Genomic DNA, 19,391 nt, shown 5'->3' on the forward strand with positions numbered 1-19,391 from the left:
TATGAAAAAATTACTACTAGTTGCAGCACTTCTTACATTAGCTGGCTGTTCGAAAGTAAATAAAGAAAACTATGACAAAATCAAAGTTGGCATGGACAAAGCTGAAGTTGAAGCAATTATAGGCTCTGCAGATTCGTGTGAAGAAAAAACATTACACACAAATTGCGTTTGGGGTGGTGAAGATAAAAACATCACTATTACACTCGTGTCAGATAAAGTGACCTTATTCTCTAGCAAAGGCTTAAAATAATTTAAATACCTTAGCAGATCATACGAAAATCCCCACAAAAGTGGGGATTTTTCTTTTTTTTCAGTCTTTATAAATCAAACAATTAAGCCGCATCAGATATAACCCGATCTCTCCCCTGCTCTTTAGCATCGTATAAGAGTTCATCAACGCGTTTAAAAATATTCTCGGTAGTTTCACCTGAACGATATTCAGTTACACCGATACTTGTGGTTACATACAATGATTGGCCTTCCGTCACTGCAATTGGTGTTTCTCTTAATCGTGTAGCAATTTCATGTGCAAGTTTTAAAGCCTGAACATTTGACTTATGTGGCAGTACTATTAAAAATTCTTCACCGCCATAACGTGAAACTATATCAGTACTTCTTACCGAATTTGATAATACAGATGCAGCCTCTTTCAGTACCTTATCACCAGCAATATGACCAAATGTATCGTTTATACGCTTAAATCTATCTAGGTCAAACATAATAACAGAGAACTTAATTGCTTCAGATTTTAAATGTTCGATCGAACGTAATAAAACACGTCTGTTTATCAGTTTAGTTAAAGGATCAACTGTGGATTCTCTATAGAGGTGCATCAGCATTGAAAGTTGTGCTATTTGCAGCCATAAGCTGATCCCAGCGAACAGTACAAATAACCAAGTATTATTAAACAATGACCAAACATCACCTTGGTAGAAAAGACTTTGTACAATTGCAAACGGACAAAATATAAAAGCCATTAGAATAAGGCTTCCTCTAATCGTGAGAGGAAATAGTCCGACCATTGCTAAAATTAAATAAGGTAACATTGAGAAAATAAATGGCACGTCATTGAGGCTATCAAAGGTCATCATTGAAGCTAAATAAAACAATGAAGGTAAGAAAAAAGACAGTGCGACCACTTTTTTAATGAGTAAGGCAGAACAGCATTTTTTAATAAAATAAGCCATTGCGAACAAACTGGCTGACAAAACAAGACGGCTAATTAATATAGTAGTTGCTTGTTCATATTCAAAGGCATAAAAGTCATAAATGGAAAAAAAAGGCACCGAAATGGCGAAGAAAATACACATTACCCAAAGTCGTTTTCTGATATAAATTGAGCGCTTTTGAGTAAAGTCGTTCGAATGATTATTTGAACTCAATAAGTCTAATAATGTGTTCTGTTCAAGCCCTAGTAGTTTCAAAACCGTATTTAACTGCCACTTCCCTTTGTTTCCATTGTTAAAGTTTATCGAATCTGTTGAATTTACCATGCCTAAAACTCATCCCATTATGTAATGAACATTATTATGATGAGATTTTAGGCTGGGCAAAAAAAGTACTGTTAATTTAGATCAAGTTTATTGCAGAATTTAGTTTAAACTCGGAAGGTAATAGTTGGGCACTACTGCTCCCAAGTTTTCATTTTTCGATAAATTGTTGAAGGGCTAAGCTCCAACATGGCAGCTGCTTTGGGGATATTGTTACCACAAATTTCAATTGCTTGTTCAATATACTCTTTTTCAACAATCCACATCGGTCTTATATCAAAATGGCTTTGCATCGTAGCAGTTGGTTCATTAGGTGTTGTAACAGGTGACCCTCTTTGCGCTTCATCAAATGATTGGTTAGGCGTTGATTGTGTATTAACTTGATTGGAGGGAGCAATTTGTTGGACGTTGCTATTAGTAACAGGGAAAGCAGGAAACATGTGCGCGTCAATGACTTCACTATGATTCATAACTAATGTATTGCGGATCATGTTTTCTAACTGACGGACGTTGCCAGGCCAGTCATAGTTAAGCAGTTTTTGTTTCGCATTTTCAGTTAACTTTTCAAAGAGTTTGCCTTCTTCTTTTGCGATCCGTTCAAACATAGCTTGTGCTATTTGCACAACGTCCTCGCCACGTTCTCTTAGCGGTGGAAGCTGTATCGGAATAACATAAAGACGGTAATATAAATCTTCTCTAAAACGCCCTTCTTGCACTTCTAACCAAGGGTCACGGTTTGTTGCACATACAAACCTAACATTTACTGTCTGTAAGGTTTCACTGCCTACTTTTTGGAAAGTCCCGGTTTGTATAAAACGAAGTAACTTACTTTGCAGACCAAGGTCCATTTCGCATAATTCATCTAAAAATAACGTACCGCCATCTGCTTGACCTGCGGCACCTTCGCGGTTTGATGTCGCCCCCGTAAACGCACCTTTGACGTGACCAAAAATTTCACTTTCTATTAAATCCTTGGGGATCGCTGCACAGTTTAATGCAACAAAAGGGGCTTGTTTTCGATCACTACACTCATGCACCGCTTTTGCGCATAACTCTTTACCAGTACCACTTTCACCTGTAATAAAAACCGTCGCTTTGGAGTTCGCCGCATTAGAAATAATTTGATAAACACTTTGCATTGCAGAAGATTTACCTATCAACTGGCAAAAACGACCATTTTCAAATGTTGATTGGTACTCTTCGACTTTTTTGCTGAGTGTTTTTAATTTTAAACCATTGTTTACCGTGATCCTAAAACGCTCAGCATCAATCGGCTTTTCTAGGAAGTCGATGGCACCGTGACGAATTGCTTCTACGGCAAGTTCTTTACTCGCATGGGCTGTGAGTACGATAACATCAGGACGATTTTGCTCTGGCAACTGCGCTAAGATGTCCATGCCGCTCATATCAGGCAGCATGATATCTAAAATGATTAAATCAGGTTGATTAGCATTTAAATAATCTAATGCAGCTTGCCCTGTGCCCGCTACAAAAGTTTTTAACCCTGTAGGAATAAGGTAAGACTGATACAGTAATGCAAGGGACTCTGTATCTTCTACAATTAAAATACTCGCTGGCATAGCAACCTCCTGATTGCAAAATCATTTCCTATACTTTATTAAGAACCAGTAACGTCGAATCGTCAATCTCTTTTGTTAAATCAGGTAGGCATTTTTGCCAAAGTTGTGTTTGAAATTCAGCACTTTGAACGCTCAATTCACTTAGCTTATTTTTAATAAACTCATCTGATGCGCTAAACTTGTCACTATTCTCGTGAAGACCATCAGTAAAAGCGACTATGTAAGCTGACGAAGGTAAAATCAAAGATTTTGAATTGTATTGATATGATGGGTTTAACCCTATTATAGGCTCGCTCGAATCTAATGACATTACAGTGTCGTTTTGTTTATCAATGAGTAAAAAACTAGGTTGACCGATATTTATGTATTCAAAAGTGTCGTCGTCAAATTTAAACCCCAGCAAAGTGAAAATTTTATCTTTATTAATACAAATTCCGTTGATTACTGCATCGTTCAAATCATTCATCATGCTCGGTAAATCATTTGAGTTCTTTACTAACCCATAAATAAAGCCTTTTAATTCACTTGCAGTGTTTGCAGCAAGTTCACCATGCCCCATGACATCGACCAAAAATACAAAGTGCGCACCTGTTTCTTTGTTGCTGTAATTTAACACAAAATCTCCACTTCTTTCGTGTGTCGCACTGCCAAACACAGACAATGATTTGTGCGAGTCTAACTCTATTAAATTATTGCTATATGCGTTTTTAACTTTTGATCTGATCGAGTCTTTTTTTCGTCTTAAAACACGTTCACAAATAAGTTGAATGTCTTCTTTGTTAAGCGGCTTAACTACATAGTCATCTATACCCACTGACACTGTTTGCTTGATCGTATCAATAGCATCGTCAACAGACATAACTATGATCCCAAGGTTGGCTAAATGCTGGTAACGGTTTATCTGTTCAATGAACTTGGTTGCCAACATCTGATTTAAATTCAAATCTATTAGCAATAAATCAACGTCATGCTTTGAAATAAAAGAATGTGCTTTATATTCACAGTCGAATGCATACACGTCATAGTCATCTTTTAGATAGCACTCGATTAATTTTAAAGTTGATAGTTCGTCCTCAATTATGACGACTTTGGTTTTATCTGAAGTGCTGGTGAGTGTGATTTTGAAATGGTTTTGCGCTGACTCTTTATAGTATTGATACTGTGGGAAATAGTGATTGATTAGTGCCAAGCCCATACCGCCTTCTCTTAACTGCCCATCGTTTATAACAGCACTTCTGTCATTTTGTTCAACTTGAGCAAATTCAGAAAAAAATTGTGTATTATCAATGATTGTTAGGGCAACGCCCCCTTTAATATTGTCTATTACTAGGGTCATTACACCATCTTCACCTTCTGAATGACGTATTAAATTCGATAGATACTCTGTTAATACAAGACCGGTATTATCTATGTCTTCCTTAGATACCTTCATCTGCTTAAGATAATGATGCAATATTTCTCTAACTGACTGAATTGCAGGCCAGACTAAATTAAACCTTCTATAAAACAGTGTCGACATAGTCACCTCAGACCGCTTCAAATAGCCATTTTTGTTTCTTAATCGCGGTGATTAATTTTACTTTGAGCCAAGGAAAGCGATTTAATCTATGCTCAACACTTTCAATTAAACGAGGGCCTAACGGAGGTAGAGCAAACTGGCTCACGATGACTTCAATATGTTTGAAATTGGCTTTTTTAATTTTATCTACACTGACTTGAACTTGTTCTTCATTGTTAATGCCAAGTGCTACATTCAAAATAGCCATGTCTGTTGCACTTGAAATAACATGAAGCGGAATATTTTGCCGATTATTTTGCATCAAAGGTGGCATATCAAAGATGATATAAGTGAACTCCTGTTCAAGCATTAGAATCGCTTGCTGTAAAATGCCAAACTCTCTCACTTGTGCGTCTTCTTTCAACTCTTTAACCGTTAGGAAATCAAACTGCTTTAATCGTTTTGTATAAAGCTGACAGCTTATATCATCAAAACTCCAGCCTTGGTCATCCATCTGCTCTTCTAACCAATCAAATGACATTGGGTTATACGAGTTTAAGTCGACTAATAATACTTTCTTGTCGATGGTTTGTAGTCTTCTTGCTAGGCAAACCGAAATTGAACTTGTGCCCTCTTCTCCAACAGGAGAAAAAACACATAAGCACTTGGCTTTTTTGTCTACAATACTTTTATAGACAGCTTCAACTTCTTGATATTCTGTAGGAATTAATTTCATAGACCCACCGCTAATGCAAGTATTGTTAAGAAATCGACAATTGAACTTTTCGCTCTTTGTCCAAAGTCTTGGCCTTGATCAGGTATATATACGGTATCTCCTGCACGTAAAACAGGAATGCGCATTGAGTTCGGTTCGCGTATAAACTCTTCAAGGTCGAAACGTCTTGCCTGCTCTTTACAACATGAGTGATTAATTACAACAATGTTTTCAATTAAAGCACTTCCAGTTGGCCCACCAGCTTCGGCTAATAAATCAAGTAAAGTCATAGAATCATCAAACGAGTAACGTCCGGGTGTTTTTATCGCCCCCATCACACGAACGACATTTTCTTTTTTTCGACTTAACCAATCTCTAGATTTTTCAGGAATATAAATTGTGTCACCTGGCAGTACTTTAGGAAAAAGTGTTTCGTCACCGGTCTCAAAATAAAGTGCTAGGTCAAGTTTACTCACTCTGGCTTCATAGCCATTACGGTGTGTGATGCGAATATTTCTAATATCAGCATTACTGTTAGGGCCGTCAGCTGCAGATAAAATGTCAATGAAATGCAGTGACTCATCAAATGCATATCTTCCAGGGGCACCGACTTGTCCCATCACATAAATTGAAGTATCTGGATCTTGTCTAACCCATTGAGATTTATTGTCTTTAGGGTCGTGGGGTAATTCTTCAACGATGATTGTATCGCCCGCTTGAATACTTGGTAGCGGGTAACTACCATCAGGGCTGTTTACGTAATCGTCCATACTAAAACGTTGTAGTACTTCGCCGGCTCTAAAGATCTTAATATCATTTACATTAGCCCCTTTAGTTGGACCTCCAGCGTGTGCAAATAAATCCGTGAAATCCATCTCGTCACTCCATTCGTAACGCCCTGGACTATTCACTGCGCCCATCACTTTAACCGCACGTTGAGGCGGTACTTTCAGCCAGCTTTTTTCGTTTAAGTCAGTTTTTTCAGGCACAAACACCACATCACCAGGGTCAATTGGCGGGATTGGTGAAGTAGCTACGCCATCACTGTAAGATTGCAAATCAAAGTAAATACTTTCACCAGATGGCTTCAAAATACGAATTTGTCGTGTTTCAGCAAAACGAGTAGGTCCACCAGCATTGGCAAGAATATCTAAAAAACCAATTTTATCGGTCGACTCATAGGCACCTGGTTTTTGAACTTCGCCCATAATATAAACGGTTCTAGCCGTGGTATTCACATCTTCAACCATAATCGGCACATAGATTGTGGTACCACCTTCTATTTTTGGTAGTAAAGATTCTTCGCCAGAGTCTAAATATTGTTTTAAATCGAATATTTCAGGCTCGCCGTTACGTATAACTCGAATTTTTGTTACATCTGCATAGCGCGTTACCCCTTCTGCTCGCATTAATGCATCAATAATATTCATATCTTCTTTGTATGAAAAACTGCCTGGGCTGTGTAATTCGCCAAATAGGGTCACGGCTTTTTCATTCCCTTCGGCATCACCTGATGCAGATAGCGTCTGGGCGTCGAAATCAATTTGTACATTACCAAGCAGTGGTGAGACTGGAACAAAAACAATATCTCCAGATTTCAGCGCTGGTAGCTTATCTGGGTCTCCACTGTCTAGGTAAGCCTTATAATCAAAGCTAATACTTTCATCACCGCGGCGGATCTGAAGCTTATTTAACTGAGCCCCCGGTTTTAACCCACCAGCTCGAGAGATAACCATCTGTATATTGCCATCTTCAGGAATACTGACTTGAGAGGGCTCATTGACATAACCTAGAACGGTAACAAGTAAGTCTCTTGCTCTTATTTCTACATAAAACTGCTCAAGACCTTTGTATACTCCGCTCAACTGCAATTTAATTTCATTTTCAACGCGTTGAATGGTTTTACCTGCCACTGTCACCTTGCCAATTTCAGGCACATTGATTTGGCCTTTTTTATCTACTTCGAATACATCAGCGAAGTCTGCTTCATTTGGCATATTCAAAAATAGTTTATTGCCCACTTCTACAATGGTTGCTTTATCTTCTGTTGAGGGTGTTTCTTCTGCAAAAGAAGGCAAAGAAATGCTAGAAGCAATAATTAAAAGCCAAAAAGGTATCAGGCTGTTTAGATTAATTCTTACCATCACTGCGCTCCTTAGTCAGCTCATCCGTCCACGATGTAAGTGGTTTTAGCTGAGTTTCTGCATCGATTTGTGATTCAGCATTGAGAATATAAGCATTTACACGTCTATCTGAATGGCGGCTAACCGCGTTGTTATCGCTTTCACTATACGGTGAGAGACTCCCTTGGGTTACGGTGGTAATGGTTGTAGGATTAACACCATATACACTTAACCAATGCTTTACCTTTTCTGCCCGCTTAAAGGCGAGCTCATAATTATCAGAGTCAATGCCCTTCTTATCTGTATGACCGACAAGCAGTAACTCAATTTCAGGAACTAGTTTCAATAGATCAGCGGCTTGGGTAAGCCTTTTCATGTATTTAGGTGTCACTTCGAAACTATCAAATGCAAACTGATTGTCACTGTTCAGCAATGATTTGATCTGTTTAATTATTTTGAGTGAATCGTTTTTGTTCGTGTCGCTTCTTGCCATAGCACAGCCCGTGAGCTTTAGGACACGTTCAAAGTGGTTTTGTAATAAATTCAGTTGATGATAAAAAATTCTTAAATCCGCCTGTGCATCTGAATACATTTCAGCCGCAAGCATTCTCTTTATTCGATTAGATAACATTTCAGCTTGATATACTTGTGCAGGCATACATTTGTTAATACCACGCACTTTCAACCAATCTAATTTCATTTGAATATGTTCATACTCGTTTGCAATGTGCATCGGTGCTGATGCATACCAGGTTTCGCTATTTGTCTCATTGTCAGGGTGATACTCTTCAGCCCAACCACCTTTGCCTTGCTCGGGCCATGTACTACAGCCCGAAACTACTATCAGCATTAGCAAAATATACATCCATCTCATAGCAACTCTCCTGGTTTTAATTTTATCTACTCATCAATAAAATCAATGGTTAAGTCTACTCTTAGTAAGGTCATTAATTTTCTTGGTTGACCGTTTACTTTGAGCAATTGCATATTCACACCACGTTGTTCAATCCGCTTGAATAAGAACACCATTGCACCAATACCTGATGAGTCAATAAACTCTGTCTTATTGAAATTTAGTACAATGTTGTCCTTATGTGTATTCGCAAGTGAATCAAATTGTTCTCTATATCTATCTACAGACATACCTGAAAAGTCACTTGGTAGTTCTACGATGATTTTGTCGTCAATTACTTCTGTTGGTAGTTGCTGATACATGATAGTTATCCTCTCGTTAGGTTTAACTTTAACTATCAAGTTGAATGCCAGACTTTAAACCATTGAAATAAGAATCTTTTATGGGTTGTGAACTTTAGTTTTCGCAAATTGCAATAAGAGAAAGAGCAAACAGTTGCAAAATGCGAGTCACTTGGGAATTAAAAATGGATATACGCGAAAAGCTTTATAAAAATGAAAAAAGCCAAGTAAAAACCTGGCTTGGATTTATATCAAAGCGACAATTGATATTGGTTACTTTCCTTTTCCCATAAGCACGACTTGAATAGTTTTAACTAGAATGCTCATCTCTGTTCTGTACCAAGATGAAAAGCTAGACAGCGACAGTGCATAAGCATAATCCCAGGCTATCTTTCTTCTAACACCTTCAATATTTTCATCGTAGCCGTTCATTACTTGCGCTAAACCTGAAATTCCCGGTTTTAATTGATAAGTACGGTGCGTGAAATAAGGAACGTTTTCTTCTAAGTTTTTATAAAACACAGGACGTTCAGGGCGAGGACCAATTAATGACATTTCGCCTTTGAGTACATTCCATAATTGAGGTAATTCATCTAAACGTGTTTTTCTTAAAAAACGCCCTACACGTGTGATCCTAGGGTCATTATCAGACGCCCACACAGCACCACTGCGTGCTTCTGCATCAATATACATACTTCTCAGCTTGTAAACGTAAATTAGGCTTACAAAATCATCTGTAGACTCTCCAACCCTTAACTGTTTGTAAATAATGCCCCCTTTTGAATCTAGCTTTATGGCAATGGCTACAAGCAACAGAATAGGAGCTGTCAATAGCAGACCAACTGAAGCGCCAATGACATCGATAAAACGTTTAGTGATTAAGATACGTTTTTGCTCAGAGTTATTTTTTGGGGGAACACGAGACCAACTTTGCTTATAGACACCTTTGTGAAATTGCACGATTCCGTATAAACCCACTAGATAACTAAACAACATATAATTCACAGAATCGAATACAGGGAGCTTAAAGCTGATCAGTCCACGGATTTTAGCTAAACCAATTAAGTTTGTTATCAGTAGCCCGATTGCTGCAACTGTATATAAACCGCCAACTAATACTGTCTGACTGAATAAAGTAATATAAAGTACAGCGATACAAATTGGCATGACACCTCTTAGCCCTTTACTAGAAGTAAAAATAAGTTTTTGCCACAGGTTAAAAGATCCGAACTTCTTCACTAGCAAGCCAAGTTGTTGCCAGTTTCCTGCACAAATACGAACACGGCGTGTGTAGTCTTTGTCTAACGCATCTTCTTCCATCTCAACCATGTTGATGTCTTCTGATATTGCAATCACATGCTCTTTATCAACTGCTTGAACCGCTTGAATGAAATCGTCATTAATGGTGCCTTCATCAAGAGGCTTAACTAAATGACTTTTTATAGCAAGTAAAGAGCCCGAAACACCATTGACCGCGCCAAAGATACTTTCATCTAAGCGCGTTTTATTTTGCAGAGCCCAGTAGCCGCTCTGTTCATTGTTAGCTTGGTCATACACTTGATATAAGCCCGATACAACGGCAACTTTCTTATCTGCCATTTTGCACGCGACTTCTTGAAAAGCATTTATGCTCAACATAGCACTCACATCTGAAAACAGCACCACATCATAATCACTGCTGTATAAGTTAATGAGATGATTGATTGCGTTTAGCTTACCTTTATTTTGATCAAACACATCGATATGACAAAATATGTTTTGTTCAGCCAGTCTATCGAGTGCTGGAGTTGCGCACGCGAGTGTGTCATCAGTACAGCCATCAAGCACAAGGTGAATAGCAATCTTTTCATTCGGGTAAATTTGACTGGCAATATTGATGAGCTTGTCATAAATATATGCTTGCTCATTATGAGCTGCCATGAACACCGCAATTTTTGGCTGATACGCTTTAATACAATCGCTTTGCAAATTGCGACGCTGTTTGTATTTTGCAACAACACTAAGTGCCAATGGGTAAACCCCATGGTGATAGATCACTAAGCCAATACAGGTGATGAGAATGATATCCATGGTATTCATAACTTACTCCTAGCTTTTTATGCTTTCATATAAGTAGTCATAACGTTTTGTCATTTTTTTCGAACAACCAAGCTCTAAAGCATGTGCTCTGACCTTAGTGCCGTTTTGTAAAGACAAACCTCTCTGTATAGCATCTGGCAAACAATGGGCCATATTTACGTTTAATAAAATACCGCTTTGTTTGCTGACAATTTCTTTAACACCACCGACATCAGAAGCAATGACGGGAATATTACAGGCCATGGCCTCAAGCAAGGTAAGCGGAAGGCCTTCACGTTCTGAAAACAAACAAAATACATCAATGGCAGAATAAAACAGGGGCATTGCATCGACTTTACCGAGCCAATGAATTCGATCTTGTAATGACTTTTCTATACCATATTTGGTGTAAAACTCACGTTGACTGCCATCGCCAGCAAAAACAAGGTGAACGTGGTCTGGCAAAGATTTAAGGCTATCAATTAGGGCTATATGACCTTTCCCCTTCTCGACTCTTGCAGCACAACCGACTAGTTTAATACCAGTTGGCAAACCTAAACGACAACGAGCAAGATACTTTGAAAAAGGTCTGAAAAGCTGTGTATCTATACCATTATGAACCACATAGTCTGCTTTAATCGAGGTTTGATGTGTCAGTTCAGATGCCACCGCATTGGCGTCTGTCACTATGGTGACTTTAGTCAGACTATGAACTAATTTAGTCAGCACACGCTGTTTAAAGTTATTTAAATACCAAGCATCGTGCATTGTGTGAATGTGTTTAACGTGCGGCCTGTGCATTTTGACCATAGCACCATAAAATAGAGGACCAACATGATGACTATGAATGGTATCAATGCCCCACTCGTCAATAAGTTTGATGAGCTTTTTAACTGTTTGGTAAGAAATACCAGGTTCTTTATCTAAACATTCAAAATGAGAAAGATCTTTTAATGCTGGCCACGCTGATAAAGCTCGATTAGTTGACCCCTCAAGGGCAACTAAAGCCATTTTATTCGAGAACTTACTTTGCTGACACAGTGTAAGAACCATCTTTTCTAAACCACCTACCAGTGGATGCTGAATTAGCTGTAGTACGTTATTCATAAGAACTCCTCGATGCTTCAATAATGATCTCTCGTTCAAACTCTTGATGAACTATCGGCATGACGGTCAGTACTGGTTGCTCTGTAAGATGGGCCACTGTCTTCATGTCTTTAATGCGTGTATCAAGTAGTGCATAGACAAATACAAGTGCTATGCCACAAAATAGCCCAAGGACAATACCAAGGACGACACTGATCCATAATGGGTTATTAATTGGCACGCTAGGGCTATAAGCACGTTCAATTGTCTTAACTTTATCAGGGCCTTCGTAGCGTACTAGCTGGCCTGTTACCTTAGACATTTCATAACGCTCTAACATATCTTTATATAAATTTTGTTTTACTTCTAAATCACGTTGCAATTTGCGAAGCTTTTTATCTATGTCAGTGGTACTACTTAAACGGGCTGCAATTAGTTTAATTTGCTCGTCTAACATATCCAGTTCTTGTTGATGTTGAGCCAAACTGTTTTTTGCTTCTTCTAGTGTTAATAGTTGAGATACCAACAAGGCGTTATTTTGTTTCTCTCCATCTTGAGGCAAGGTATTAGCGATTTGCCAAAGCGAGTCTAAATCGGTTGAATCAATTGATTTATGCTTTTCACTGATGGTTTGCTTATGCGCTTTAAGATTTTCAAGTTCTTTCAATTTAGCCTTCAATTTACTGTGCTTATCGGTATAGCGTGTTCTTAAAAGAGCAATTTCAGCCTCGGTACGTAGAATTTTATCTTCAATATGACCTAAAATCGGATTTGCTTTACTCATTTTCTTTGCAAGGGTATTAAACTTGGCTTGCGCCCCACTGAGCACCACGGTTTTCATTTGCTTTTGTTGTTCAAGGCGTGACATGGTTTCCTGGTTCACGCTCATCAGCTCGGGTAATGCATCTCGGTTATCTGCTTTAAATTGCGCTAATTGATCTTCTGACTTTTCAAGTTCGGTTCTCATTAACTCGAGTTGATCCAAAAAGAATTGCTCTGAAGTATCTAGAGACGATTTAGTCGGTGCTAGAAGCCGCTCTATAAACTTTTCTACTACAAGCTCAAGAATTGGTTTCATTTGCGCTTGGTTATTCCATTTAAAACTTATTTTGACCAATTCATCACCAACGACTGAGATAGAAATTGCTTGTCCTAACTTCTGACGCATTTGCTCACTTTCTCTAATCGGCGCCCCCTCAGGGACCAATTGCATTTCTTCAACAATTTCAGCTAAATTGTTTCTACTTAACACCAAAGTACGGAGTGCATCTATACGCTCTGATAGTTCGAATGAAAAAGACAATTCATCTAGGTAAGGATTTAATAGCGCCGATTCTTCAATTAGGATACTGGCATGATTGGTATATTGCTTTTCAGCCGTTGCACTCAAGCCTATGACAATGATTGGTACTATGATAAATGGCAGCAAAACTAACTGATAGCGTTCATACACGGCGTATAACGCTAAATACAGTAGTCTTTTAATTTGAGCTTGTGCCAATATCATACAATTCATCCGTTTTGCATTTTGCAAAGCAAAATTGAATCAGCTTGCAAAATTTCAGTGATAAAACAAAGATTTCATATCTTTGTTAAAACAGTCGCAAGAAAAGAACCAACTTTAAAAATAGAGTGGAATTTTAGATTTGAAAGATGCTAAATATTGCATACCTTCCCACTAATAATTAATACGTATTAATTCAGTGGGTTGGTATGAAAGTTTTTGCACTCAGATAAAACAAATTGGGCTTTATGATCCCAACTATGGCGTTTAACTAAATCACTTGAATGAGATTTCCAAGCGATTTGTGGAAAATGATGTATGGCAACGGCAATATCAAGGCGGTTTAAAAAGCCTTCTTCAGAATTGGATATTAAAACCGCATCTTGAAATCGTCTTACTGCAGGAAAGTCAGTTGCCACAATCGGCACTCCGGCCGCTAAATACTCTTTAAGCTTTAATGGATCGCATGACTGAATTTGACCGTTGTCTTTAAAAGGCAAAATTGAAGCTTGCCAGTGCTGAGAAAAACCAGCTAATTTTTTGTGATCAATTGCTTGATGGTGAGTTACATTATTAAGGCAAAGTAACTGCGAAATATCTACCTCAGCTTTGCCAACCAATACAAACTGGTATTCAGGCCTTTGTCTCGCGCAGTACTCTAGTAAATCTATATCTAGCCAACTTGAAATAGAACCATAAAAGCCAATGACATTATTCTTCCCTGATAATTCATCTGCTTTGGGTTTTGGCTGATTAAATAAATCAAAATCGACACCATGTTCAAGTAGCTGTGTTTTATGTGCCGGCATCTTACGCATCAACTTATCACTGATAACAAAAATCCTATCAGCTTTAGTAATTAAAGCCTTTTCAAACGCTTCAACCATTTTGTGATCAACACCTGCAAGGGATGAAAAGTCATCACCACAGTAATAAATAAGTTTGTCTTGCGGTCTTAACTTTATTGCATTGATGGCGGTGGCGACACTTAACCAATAAATTATTGGCTCTTCGTTTTTTGTGTCGATTAATTGATTTATCTTAAATGAGTTGTACGCTGCACACAGTGAATTATCATGCCATGGCATGACCAATGGGTTCTTCACTTTGGGAGAATGCGATGTAACGATTTCATTGGTTTTATCATGTGTTTTGCGTTTATTAGTAAACTTATCTTTTATCATCAAGGAAAGCTTAGTAACTATACGATTCATGTCTTTTAAGTTTAAATTTGGCTTTCTCATACCAATTGAATTAAACCAAATGACATCATGCTCTTTTGCAATACGCATAAAAAGATGCTGTGTGCTACTTGGGTGACTACCCCAATCTTCAGCGAAAACGACAAAACGCATGATAACCTCCTATAAAGCTCTGATCACTTTAGCTGGATTCCCACCCGCTAAAGTGAATGGTGGTACATCCTTTGTGACCACTGAGTTAGCAGCAATAATGGCCCCTTCACCAATTGTCACACCGGCGATGATGGTTGAGCCTGTTCCAACCCATGCACCTTTTTTAACGATGATGTCACCTACTTGATCGTCGGTGTCTGGTAAACCTTGTGCACGAAGCTCACAATCAACGGGATGGCCTGGAAATCCGGCAAGAAAAATCTTCCCAGCAAAACGAACATCGTCTTCAATAATAACTTTGCTGCCAACCGAAATCGCATTTTGCCACCCTATGTCGACATTGTTACCAATACGCAGCTCTGGTGTTTGTTTCGATACTGCACGACCGCAAAATGTTGTAATACCAGACATACGTACATCGTCACCAACAGTAATCTCTAGTGGTCCAAAAATTTGTGGCATACCGCAAAATAATGAGAGTCTTTTTTTACTACCACTTACTCGAGATTTAAACATGGGTGTGAAATAAAAGAATTGCGTTGCAGAATGCAAAAAGTTTTGCATAAAGCGATGGGTAGCATAAAGGCCTTTGTGAAACAGAGGGATCACTGGAAACTCGATATGTCTAATACCAAATACAAGTTTTCGGACTAATTTTCCGAGTTGAGAATTATCTGTTTTAACCCAATTTTTCAATGCAATATACATAACTTACCCCTTGTCATCTTCCTCTTTCGTTAATAAACGCTCTAGTGCAATTGTTAACGAAAGTACTATGTATAAAGGCCAAGTGAAGGCTTGAGTTAAAAATGTACCTGACACCATAAAACCAAATAGTCCAGCTTGAAGAATATGAACATTAACAAGCAGCGATTCTTTGTTCTTACTTTTGCAGTACAAATTACTACGTCTTAAACTTTTAAATATGGATACTATGAGCATCGCAAAGAGTACAAGACCGACAAACCCCATTTCACCTAATACCTGAAACCATGTACTGTGTACTGCATGATTCTTGCCATCCCAATGCGGACTATAGAAAAAATAATTCACGTAGAAATTATTTATACCTACTCCAGTAAATGGGTTAGATAAAGCCATGTTAATTGCAGCCTGCCAAGCATAAATACGACCCATTGCTGAGGCATCAACCCCCTCTTCAGCTGCACCACCACTTTGCCTATCACTTATACCAGCAACCGCTAATAAAAACAGGCCTGCTACAGCGCCGATACCACCAAGCACAATGGGGTTTTTAATTCTTTTTGAAATAAAGAAACCCATGATAGTTAAAATACCCAGTAACCCACCGCGGCTTTGTGTAGCTATTATTGCCCAACACATAAGTAATAAACCTAAAAATGAAAGCACTCTGAAGAAGGTTTTATTATTTGAATTGAAGATTTCTCCAGCAAAAAAAGCAACAGGGAAAAGCAGTACAAGCGATAAGTCATTTGGGTCACCTATTTGAGAACGGTATTCTCTTGAAATCGTTACACGACTGCCCTCAACTAAACCTATACCATTGAGTTTGTTAGAAATTGCAACACAGGCTAAAAGTGCACCCGATATCATGATACCTAAGCGAGTGTAAGTCATCAGTTTAGCGGTGTTTATCAACCAGCTTATTACAAAGACCATTAAAAATACTTTTGATAAAGTACCTGTATACATAGACATCGCTTCACCTCTATTAGATGCCATAAATACACATACTGTTATCCAGAAAAAAAATATTACAAACATACCGTGGCATGTGTGCCAGAACGGCTTAAGCTTTAGGCTTATGAATAAGTGCCAGAAAATCCCAAGCATAGATGCTAGAGCAAGCATCTTAGGAATTTTAAAGTTATATAAGACAGGAAACGCTTCGTGAAGTCTGAAATAACTAAATAAGATAAACAGAATAACAAAAGCCGTACTGGCTTTTATTGTGCTGTAAAGTGCAAAGGGTAAAAGTAGCAAGGCAAAAACAGATATAACCCCAAATGTGGTGTACAAAACATACGTCAACATACACAACATGGCTGCAGCAGACCAATACTGTAATTTTTGATTCTTACTTTGGTTTATATCCATATTGCTACCCTCTTAGAAGATGCATGACTTGTTTACGTTGAATAAAGCCAACACTTAAAACAATCAGGCAAGCACTTGCAAAAAGTATCAATGCATACAACTGATAATGGGATACTAGCAATGTCTGCGCCACTAACAGGCTGATCATATAAATAAGGTATTTGTATTTATAAGGTAAGGTCACCAGTATTTGACTACGAATTAAGAACATCAAACTTCGAATTGTATGAACTGCAATGAGTACATAGAGCATCATGTATAAATCATAATATTTTAAACTCAAGTAGCAGCCTAAAATGGCAAGCACAGCACAAAGCCCATTTATGATGGGTGCCGCTTGTGCGTTATTTTTGTAGTAACAACCTAGATTCAGTAATTCAGATATGGTTTTTATGAAGAAAACAACACATAACCAAGGAAGTATTTTTTTAGATTCTGCATATTCGTTAGGCAGCAGTAAATCAATCATAAATGGCCCTAGTGTCATCATGGTGATCACTATGAGAAGCGCATACGCTAAACCATAGAGTGGGATATCAGCTGCTTTTTGCTCATTATTTTGAAAAGTATTGAAACGCTGTGGAAACCACCATAATCTGAATGGCTCGAATGCGATAGAAGTTACAAGCGCAAATTGTGTAGCAACAAAATACATAGCGAGTGTTTCTTTGCCCTGAAATGACACTAGAAACCAGTTTTCCGCGCCATTTAAACCATAAGCAAATAAAGAAGATAAAGTAATTGAAAGGATATAAAGGCCATGCTCATTCGTTATGTTTGTTCCACTCTTTTCGTTTGTAGGCATAAATGCTCTATAATGCCAAGCGAGAGAAAAGAGAATAAACCATACAACTGCAGCGCCCGAGAACATCACGCCAACAACGCCATACCCAGCTTCTAGTAATAGCAATGTGAACATGGCTTGTAGCACCCCTTGTGATACAGAGATCACCATAAATGCTTTTGCTTTACCGTGGATCCTTAAGATTGCAAGTGGTAGTGCTAAAACCACACTGCCCCCTAAGTTTATAAATAGCAGTCGTAATGCCTCAGACGACACCTGAGTTGGTAGAAGTGTTACTAAGATATCGACAAAGAAAATTGCAAATAAAAAACATAAACAAGCACTAGTAAGTGCTATCTTTAAGCATGATTTGTAAAACCCTAAGCGCTGTGAGTTGTTTTGAGATGAATTGAATCTATACAACAGTTCACTTAAACCAAGAGACAAAACAATACTCAACATACTGGCAATGCTGACAAGGAAATTCAGCATGCCGTAATCAGATACGCTGAGATAGCGAGTCATGATCGGCATCATAATCAGACTAATGCCTTTTAAGCTTAATATCGCCAATCCATAGTAGAGAATGTTTGTCGTCTTATTCATAATTAAGCCTGCTGTATCCAATTAGAAAGTTCCTTGGCTTGTTTAAATGCATCGAATTTTTCGAGTACACGCGCTCTAGCAGCAAGACGCATTTGTGCTCTTTGCTCTTTAGTTAAATGCACATATTGATTAATTGCGTGTGTTAAAGCTTGTGTATTTCGACTTTCCACAAGGTAACCCACTGAATCATCGACTATCTCAGCACACCCCATCACATCACAGGTGATCACAGGCAAAGACATAGCCATGGCTTCTTTTAGAACGACTGGACCTGTATCTTTGTCACCGTTTTCAGCAATACAAAATGGCGCTAGAAATCCATCATAGTGTTTTGCCATACATCTAATATCTTGCGGTGTTTTTGCACCTAAAAACTGAATATAGTCATTGAGTCCCATTTCATCGACTTGATACTCTAATGCACTTCTAAGCGGACCATCTCCCACAATGTCTAATTTGGGTCTGATCTCAACTGGTAGGTTAGCAAGTGCACTAATCGCATAACTGAGCCCTTTTTTTTCGACTAAACGCCCAACAAAAAGTAGTTTAATTTCTTTATTGGCTTGTAGTGTGTCGGGTTGGAATATTTCAGTATCTACACCACAGTGCAACAACTTCGCTTTTGTTGGAGAAAAACGATGTAACAATTTGAGCATGTCTTTGCACACTGCAACGCAAAAGTCACATTCGTTTACTTTTGCGGCTAAATCCGCGCTGTTTACATAGATATCATGACCATGGCCAATCGATGACACACTGATATCGGCAAGTTTTGCTGCAACCACGCCATATGCCAGACTGTTATGCATAAAATGACAATGCATATGGTCAATTTTGTTAGCTTTTATTATTTGAGCTGCTTTCGTCGCAAAGAATAAGAGCGAGGTTGTACTTATTGCACTTTGTCTCACTGCTGCTTTAACGCCTTTAAAGATTAAAGCGAAAGGCAATTCAGTGAGACTAAATACTGTGTCTATTAGCTGTGTTTTTTTTAAAACATGAACATCACAAGGTAACTCAATGTCATTTTCACATTGTTCAAAGGTAATAACAGAAACTTTATGACCTGCTTTTTGTAATGCTTTGATCTCTGTAATGACAAATGTCTCAGAAGGTACGGGAAAGCTTGGGACCATAATTGCGATATGTTTCATTTTTTAAACTCCACCATAAAGATATGGTTTGGCATCGCAAACTCTGTGCCGCTTAAAAAGTATCTCTAATTGCAAAAAACCATCCTAATTTTGCAAAAAATTTGCATTTTGCAACGCAATCTCACAAATCTTACTATAAATCGGCACTTTAAAGGCTGGAACAAA

Annotated in this window: 16 protein-coding genes; 1 reads left to right on the top strand and 15 read right to left on the bottom strand. The window is 38.2% G+C overall.

What is annotated here, in order from left to right:
- The first annotated feature begins 1 nt into the window (after nucleotide 1).
- Nucleotides 2-250, top strand: coding sequence for a DUF3862 domain-containing protein (locus tag AC1HJP_RS04960; RefSeq protein WP_480360683.1), 249 nt, complete (start codon nucleotides 2-4; stop codon nucleotides 248-250).
- Nucleotides 251-332: 82 nt separating this feature from the next.
- Here the strand turns inward: AC1HJP_RS04960 and AC1HJP_RS04965 are convergent, their stop codons facing one another.
- The 15 genes from AC1HJP_RS04965 to AC1HJP_RS05035 form a co-directional block, all read right to left on the bottom strand.
- Nucleotides 333-1,493, bottom strand: a complete 1,161-nt coding sequence (locus AC1HJP_RS04965) for a GGDEF domain-containing protein (protein ID WP_480360685.1) — start codon at nucleotides 1,491-1,493, stop codon at nucleotides 333-335.
- Nucleotides 1,494-1,624: 131 nt separating this feature from the next.
- The gene (locus AC1HJP_RS04970) at nucleotides 1,625-3,070 is read right to left on the bottom strand and encodes a sigma-54-dependent transcriptional regulator (protein WP_480360687.1); all 1,446 of its coding nucleotides are present in this window, start codon (nucleotides 3,068-3,070) and stop codon (nucleotides 1,625-1,627) included.
- A 28-nt stretch (nucleotides 3,071-3,098) separates the two neighbouring features.
- Nucleotides 3,099-4,589 carry a SpoIIE family protein phosphatase gene (locus tag AC1HJP_RS04975; protein ID WP_480360689.1) on the bottom strand — a complete coding sequence of 497 codons (1,491 nt, stop codon included), beginning with the start codon at nucleotides 4,587-4,589 and terminating at the stop codon, nucleotides 3,099-3,101.
- 7 nt (nucleotides 4,590-4,596) lie between these two features.
- Entirely contained in the window at nucleotides 4,597-5,304 is a 708-nt protein-coding gene (locus AC1HJP_RS04980) for a tyrosine-protein kinase family protein (protein ID WP_480360691.1), read from the bottom strand.
- Nucleotides 5,301-7,427 (bottom strand): polysaccharide biosynthesis/export family protein, encoded by a 2,127-nt coding sequence (locus AC1HJP_RS04985; RefSeq protein WP_480360693.1) that lies wholly within the window; start codon nucleotides 7,425-7,427, stop codon nucleotides 5,301-5,303. The genes AC1HJP_RS04980 and AC1HJP_RS04985 overlap by 4 nt, the downstream gene beginning before the upstream one ends.
- Complete coding sequence (locus tag AC1HJP_RS04990; protein WP_480360695.1) at nucleotides 7,414-8,280, bottom strand: OmpA family protein; 867 nt, start codon at nucleotides 8,278-8,280, stop codon at nucleotides 7,414-7,416. The genes AC1HJP_RS04985 and AC1HJP_RS04990 overlap by 14 nt, the downstream gene beginning before the upstream one ends.
- Nucleotides 8,281-8,306: 26 nt before the next feature.
- Nucleotides 8,307-8,621 (bottom strand): STAS domain-containing protein, encoded by a 315-nt coding sequence (locus AC1HJP_RS04995; protein WP_480360697.1) that lies wholly within the window; start codon nucleotides 8,619-8,621, stop codon nucleotides 8,307-8,309.
- A gap of 252 nt (nucleotides 8,622-8,873) precedes the next feature.
- Nucleotides 8,874-10,679: a sugar transferase gene (locus AC1HJP_RS05000; RefSeq protein WP_480360699.1), complete on the bottom strand. Its 1,806-nt coding sequence runs from the start codon at nucleotides 10,677-10,679 to the stop codon at nucleotides 8,874-8,876.
- A gap of 9 nt (nucleotides 10,680-10,688) precedes the next feature.
- A complete protein-coding gene (locus tag AC1HJP_RS05005; RefSeq protein ID WP_480360701.1) occupies nucleotides 10,689-11,765 on the bottom strand; it encodes a glycosyltransferase in 1,077 nt (358 codons plus the stop codon).
- Nucleotides 11,758-13,251 carry a GumC family protein gene (locus tag AC1HJP_RS05010; protein WP_480360703.1) on the bottom strand — a complete coding sequence of 498 codons (1,494 nt, stop codon included), beginning with the start codon at nucleotides 13,249-13,251 and terminating at the stop codon, nucleotides 11,758-11,760. Before AC1HJP_RS05010 ends, AC1HJP_RS05005 begins: the two co-directional genes overlap by 8 nt.
- A gap of 188 nt (nucleotides 13,252-13,439) precedes the next feature.
- A complete protein-coding gene (locus tag AC1HJP_RS05015; RefSeq protein ID WP_480360705.1) occupies nucleotides 13,440-14,603 on the bottom strand; it encodes a glycosyltransferase family protein in 1,164 nt (387 codons plus the stop codon).
- Between the two features lie 9 nt (nucleotides 14,604-14,612).
- Complete coding sequence (locus AC1HJP_RS05020; protein WP_480360707.1) at nucleotides 14,613-15,311, bottom strand: acyltransferase; 699 nt, start codon at nucleotides 15,309-15,311, stop codon at nucleotides 14,613-14,615.
- A 3-nt stretch (nucleotides 15,312-15,314) separates the two neighbouring features.
- On the bottom strand, nucleotides 15,315-16,682 hold the full coding sequence (locus tag AC1HJP_RS05025) for an O-antigen ligase family protein (protein ID WP_480360709.1): 1,368 nt from the start codon (nucleotides 16,680-16,682) through the stop codon (nucleotides 15,315-15,317).
- A 4-nt stretch (nucleotides 16,683-16,686) separates the two neighbouring features.
- Complete coding sequence (locus tag AC1HJP_RS05030) at nucleotides 16,687-18,072, bottom strand: lipopolysaccharide biosynthesis protein (protein ID WP_480360711.1); 1,386 nt, start codon at nucleotides 18,070-18,072, stop codon at nucleotides 16,687-16,689.
- 2 nt (nucleotides 18,073-18,074) lie between these two features.
- Nucleotides 18,075-19,226, bottom strand: coding sequence for a glycosyltransferase (locus AC1HJP_RS05035; RefSeq protein WP_480360713.1), 1,152 nt, complete (start codon nucleotides 19,224-19,226; stop codon nucleotides 18,075-18,077).
- Nucleotides 19,227-19,391: the final 165 nt, after the last annotated feature.

The sequence above is a fragment of the Pseudoalteromonas sp. NFXS53 genome (genome assembly GCF_056629255.1).

What these genes read in the sequence shown, in the direction of transcription:
- AC1HJP_RS04960 (WP_480360683.1), top strand. Translation starts at nt 2, where the DNA reads ATGAAAAAATTACTACTAGTTGCAGCACTTCTTACATTAGCTGGCTGT.
- AC1HJP_RS04965 (WP_480360685.1), bottom strand. Translation starts at nt 1,493, where the DNA reads ATGGTAAATTCAACAGATTCGATAAACTTTAACAATGGAAACAAAGGG.
- AC1HJP_RS04970 (WP_480360687.1), bottom strand. Translation starts at nt 3,070, where the DNA reads ATGCCAGCGAGTATTTTAATTGTAGAAGATACAGAGTCCCTTGCATTA.
- AC1HJP_RS04975 (WP_480360689.1), bottom strand. Translation starts at nt 4,589, where the DNA reads ATGTCGACACTGTTTTATAGAAGGTTTAATTTAGTCTGGCCTGCAATT.
- AC1HJP_RS04980 (WP_480360691.1), bottom strand. Translation starts at nt 5,304, where the DNA reads ATGAAATTAATTCCTACAGAATATCAAGAAGTTGAAGCTGTCTATAAA.
- AC1HJP_RS04985 (WP_480360693.1), bottom strand. Translation starts at nt 7,427, where the DNA reads ATGGTAAGAATTAATCTAAACAGCCTGATACCTTTTTGGCTTTTAATT.
- AC1HJP_RS04990 (WP_480360695.1), bottom strand. Translation starts at nt 8,280, where the DNA reads ATGAGATGGATGTATATTTTGCTAATGCTGATAGTAGTTTCGGGCTGT.
- AC1HJP_RS04995 (WP_480360697.1), bottom strand. Translation starts at nt 8,621, where the DNA reads ATGTATCAGCAACTACCAACAGAAGTAATTGACGACAAAATCATCGTA.
- AC1HJP_RS05000 (WP_480360699.1), bottom strand. Translation starts at nt 10,679, where the DNA reads ATGAATACCATGGATATCATTCTCATCACCTGTATTGGCTTAGTGATC.
- AC1HJP_RS05005 (WP_480360701.1), bottom strand. Translation starts at nt 11,765, where the DNA reads ATGAATAACGTACTACAGCTAATTCAGCATCCACTGGTAGGTGGTTTA.
- AC1HJP_RS05010 (WP_480360703.1), bottom strand. Translation starts at nt 13,251, where the DNA reads ATGATATTGGCACAAGCTCAAATTAAAAGACTACTGTATTTAGCGTTA.
- AC1HJP_RS05015 (WP_480360705.1), bottom strand. Translation starts at nt 14,603, where the DNA reads ATGCGTTTTGTCGTTTTCGCTGAAGATTGGGGTAGTCACCCAAGTAGC.
- AC1HJP_RS05020 (WP_480360707.1), bottom strand. Translation starts at nt 15,311, where the DNA reads ATGTATATTGCATTGAAAAATTGGGTTAAAACAGATAATTCTCAACTC.
- AC1HJP_RS05025 (WP_480360709.1), bottom strand. Translation starts at nt 16,682, where the DNA reads ATGGATATAAACCAAAGTAAGAATCAAAAATTACAGTATTGGTCTGCT.
- AC1HJP_RS05030 (WP_480360711.1), bottom strand. Translation starts at nt 18,072, where the DNA reads ATGAATAAGACGACAAACATTCTCTACTATGGATTGGCGATATTAAGC.
- AC1HJP_RS05035 (WP_480360713.1), bottom strand. Translation starts at nt 19,226, where the DNA reads ATGAAACATATCGCAATTATGGTCCCAAGCTTTCCCGTACCTTCTGAG.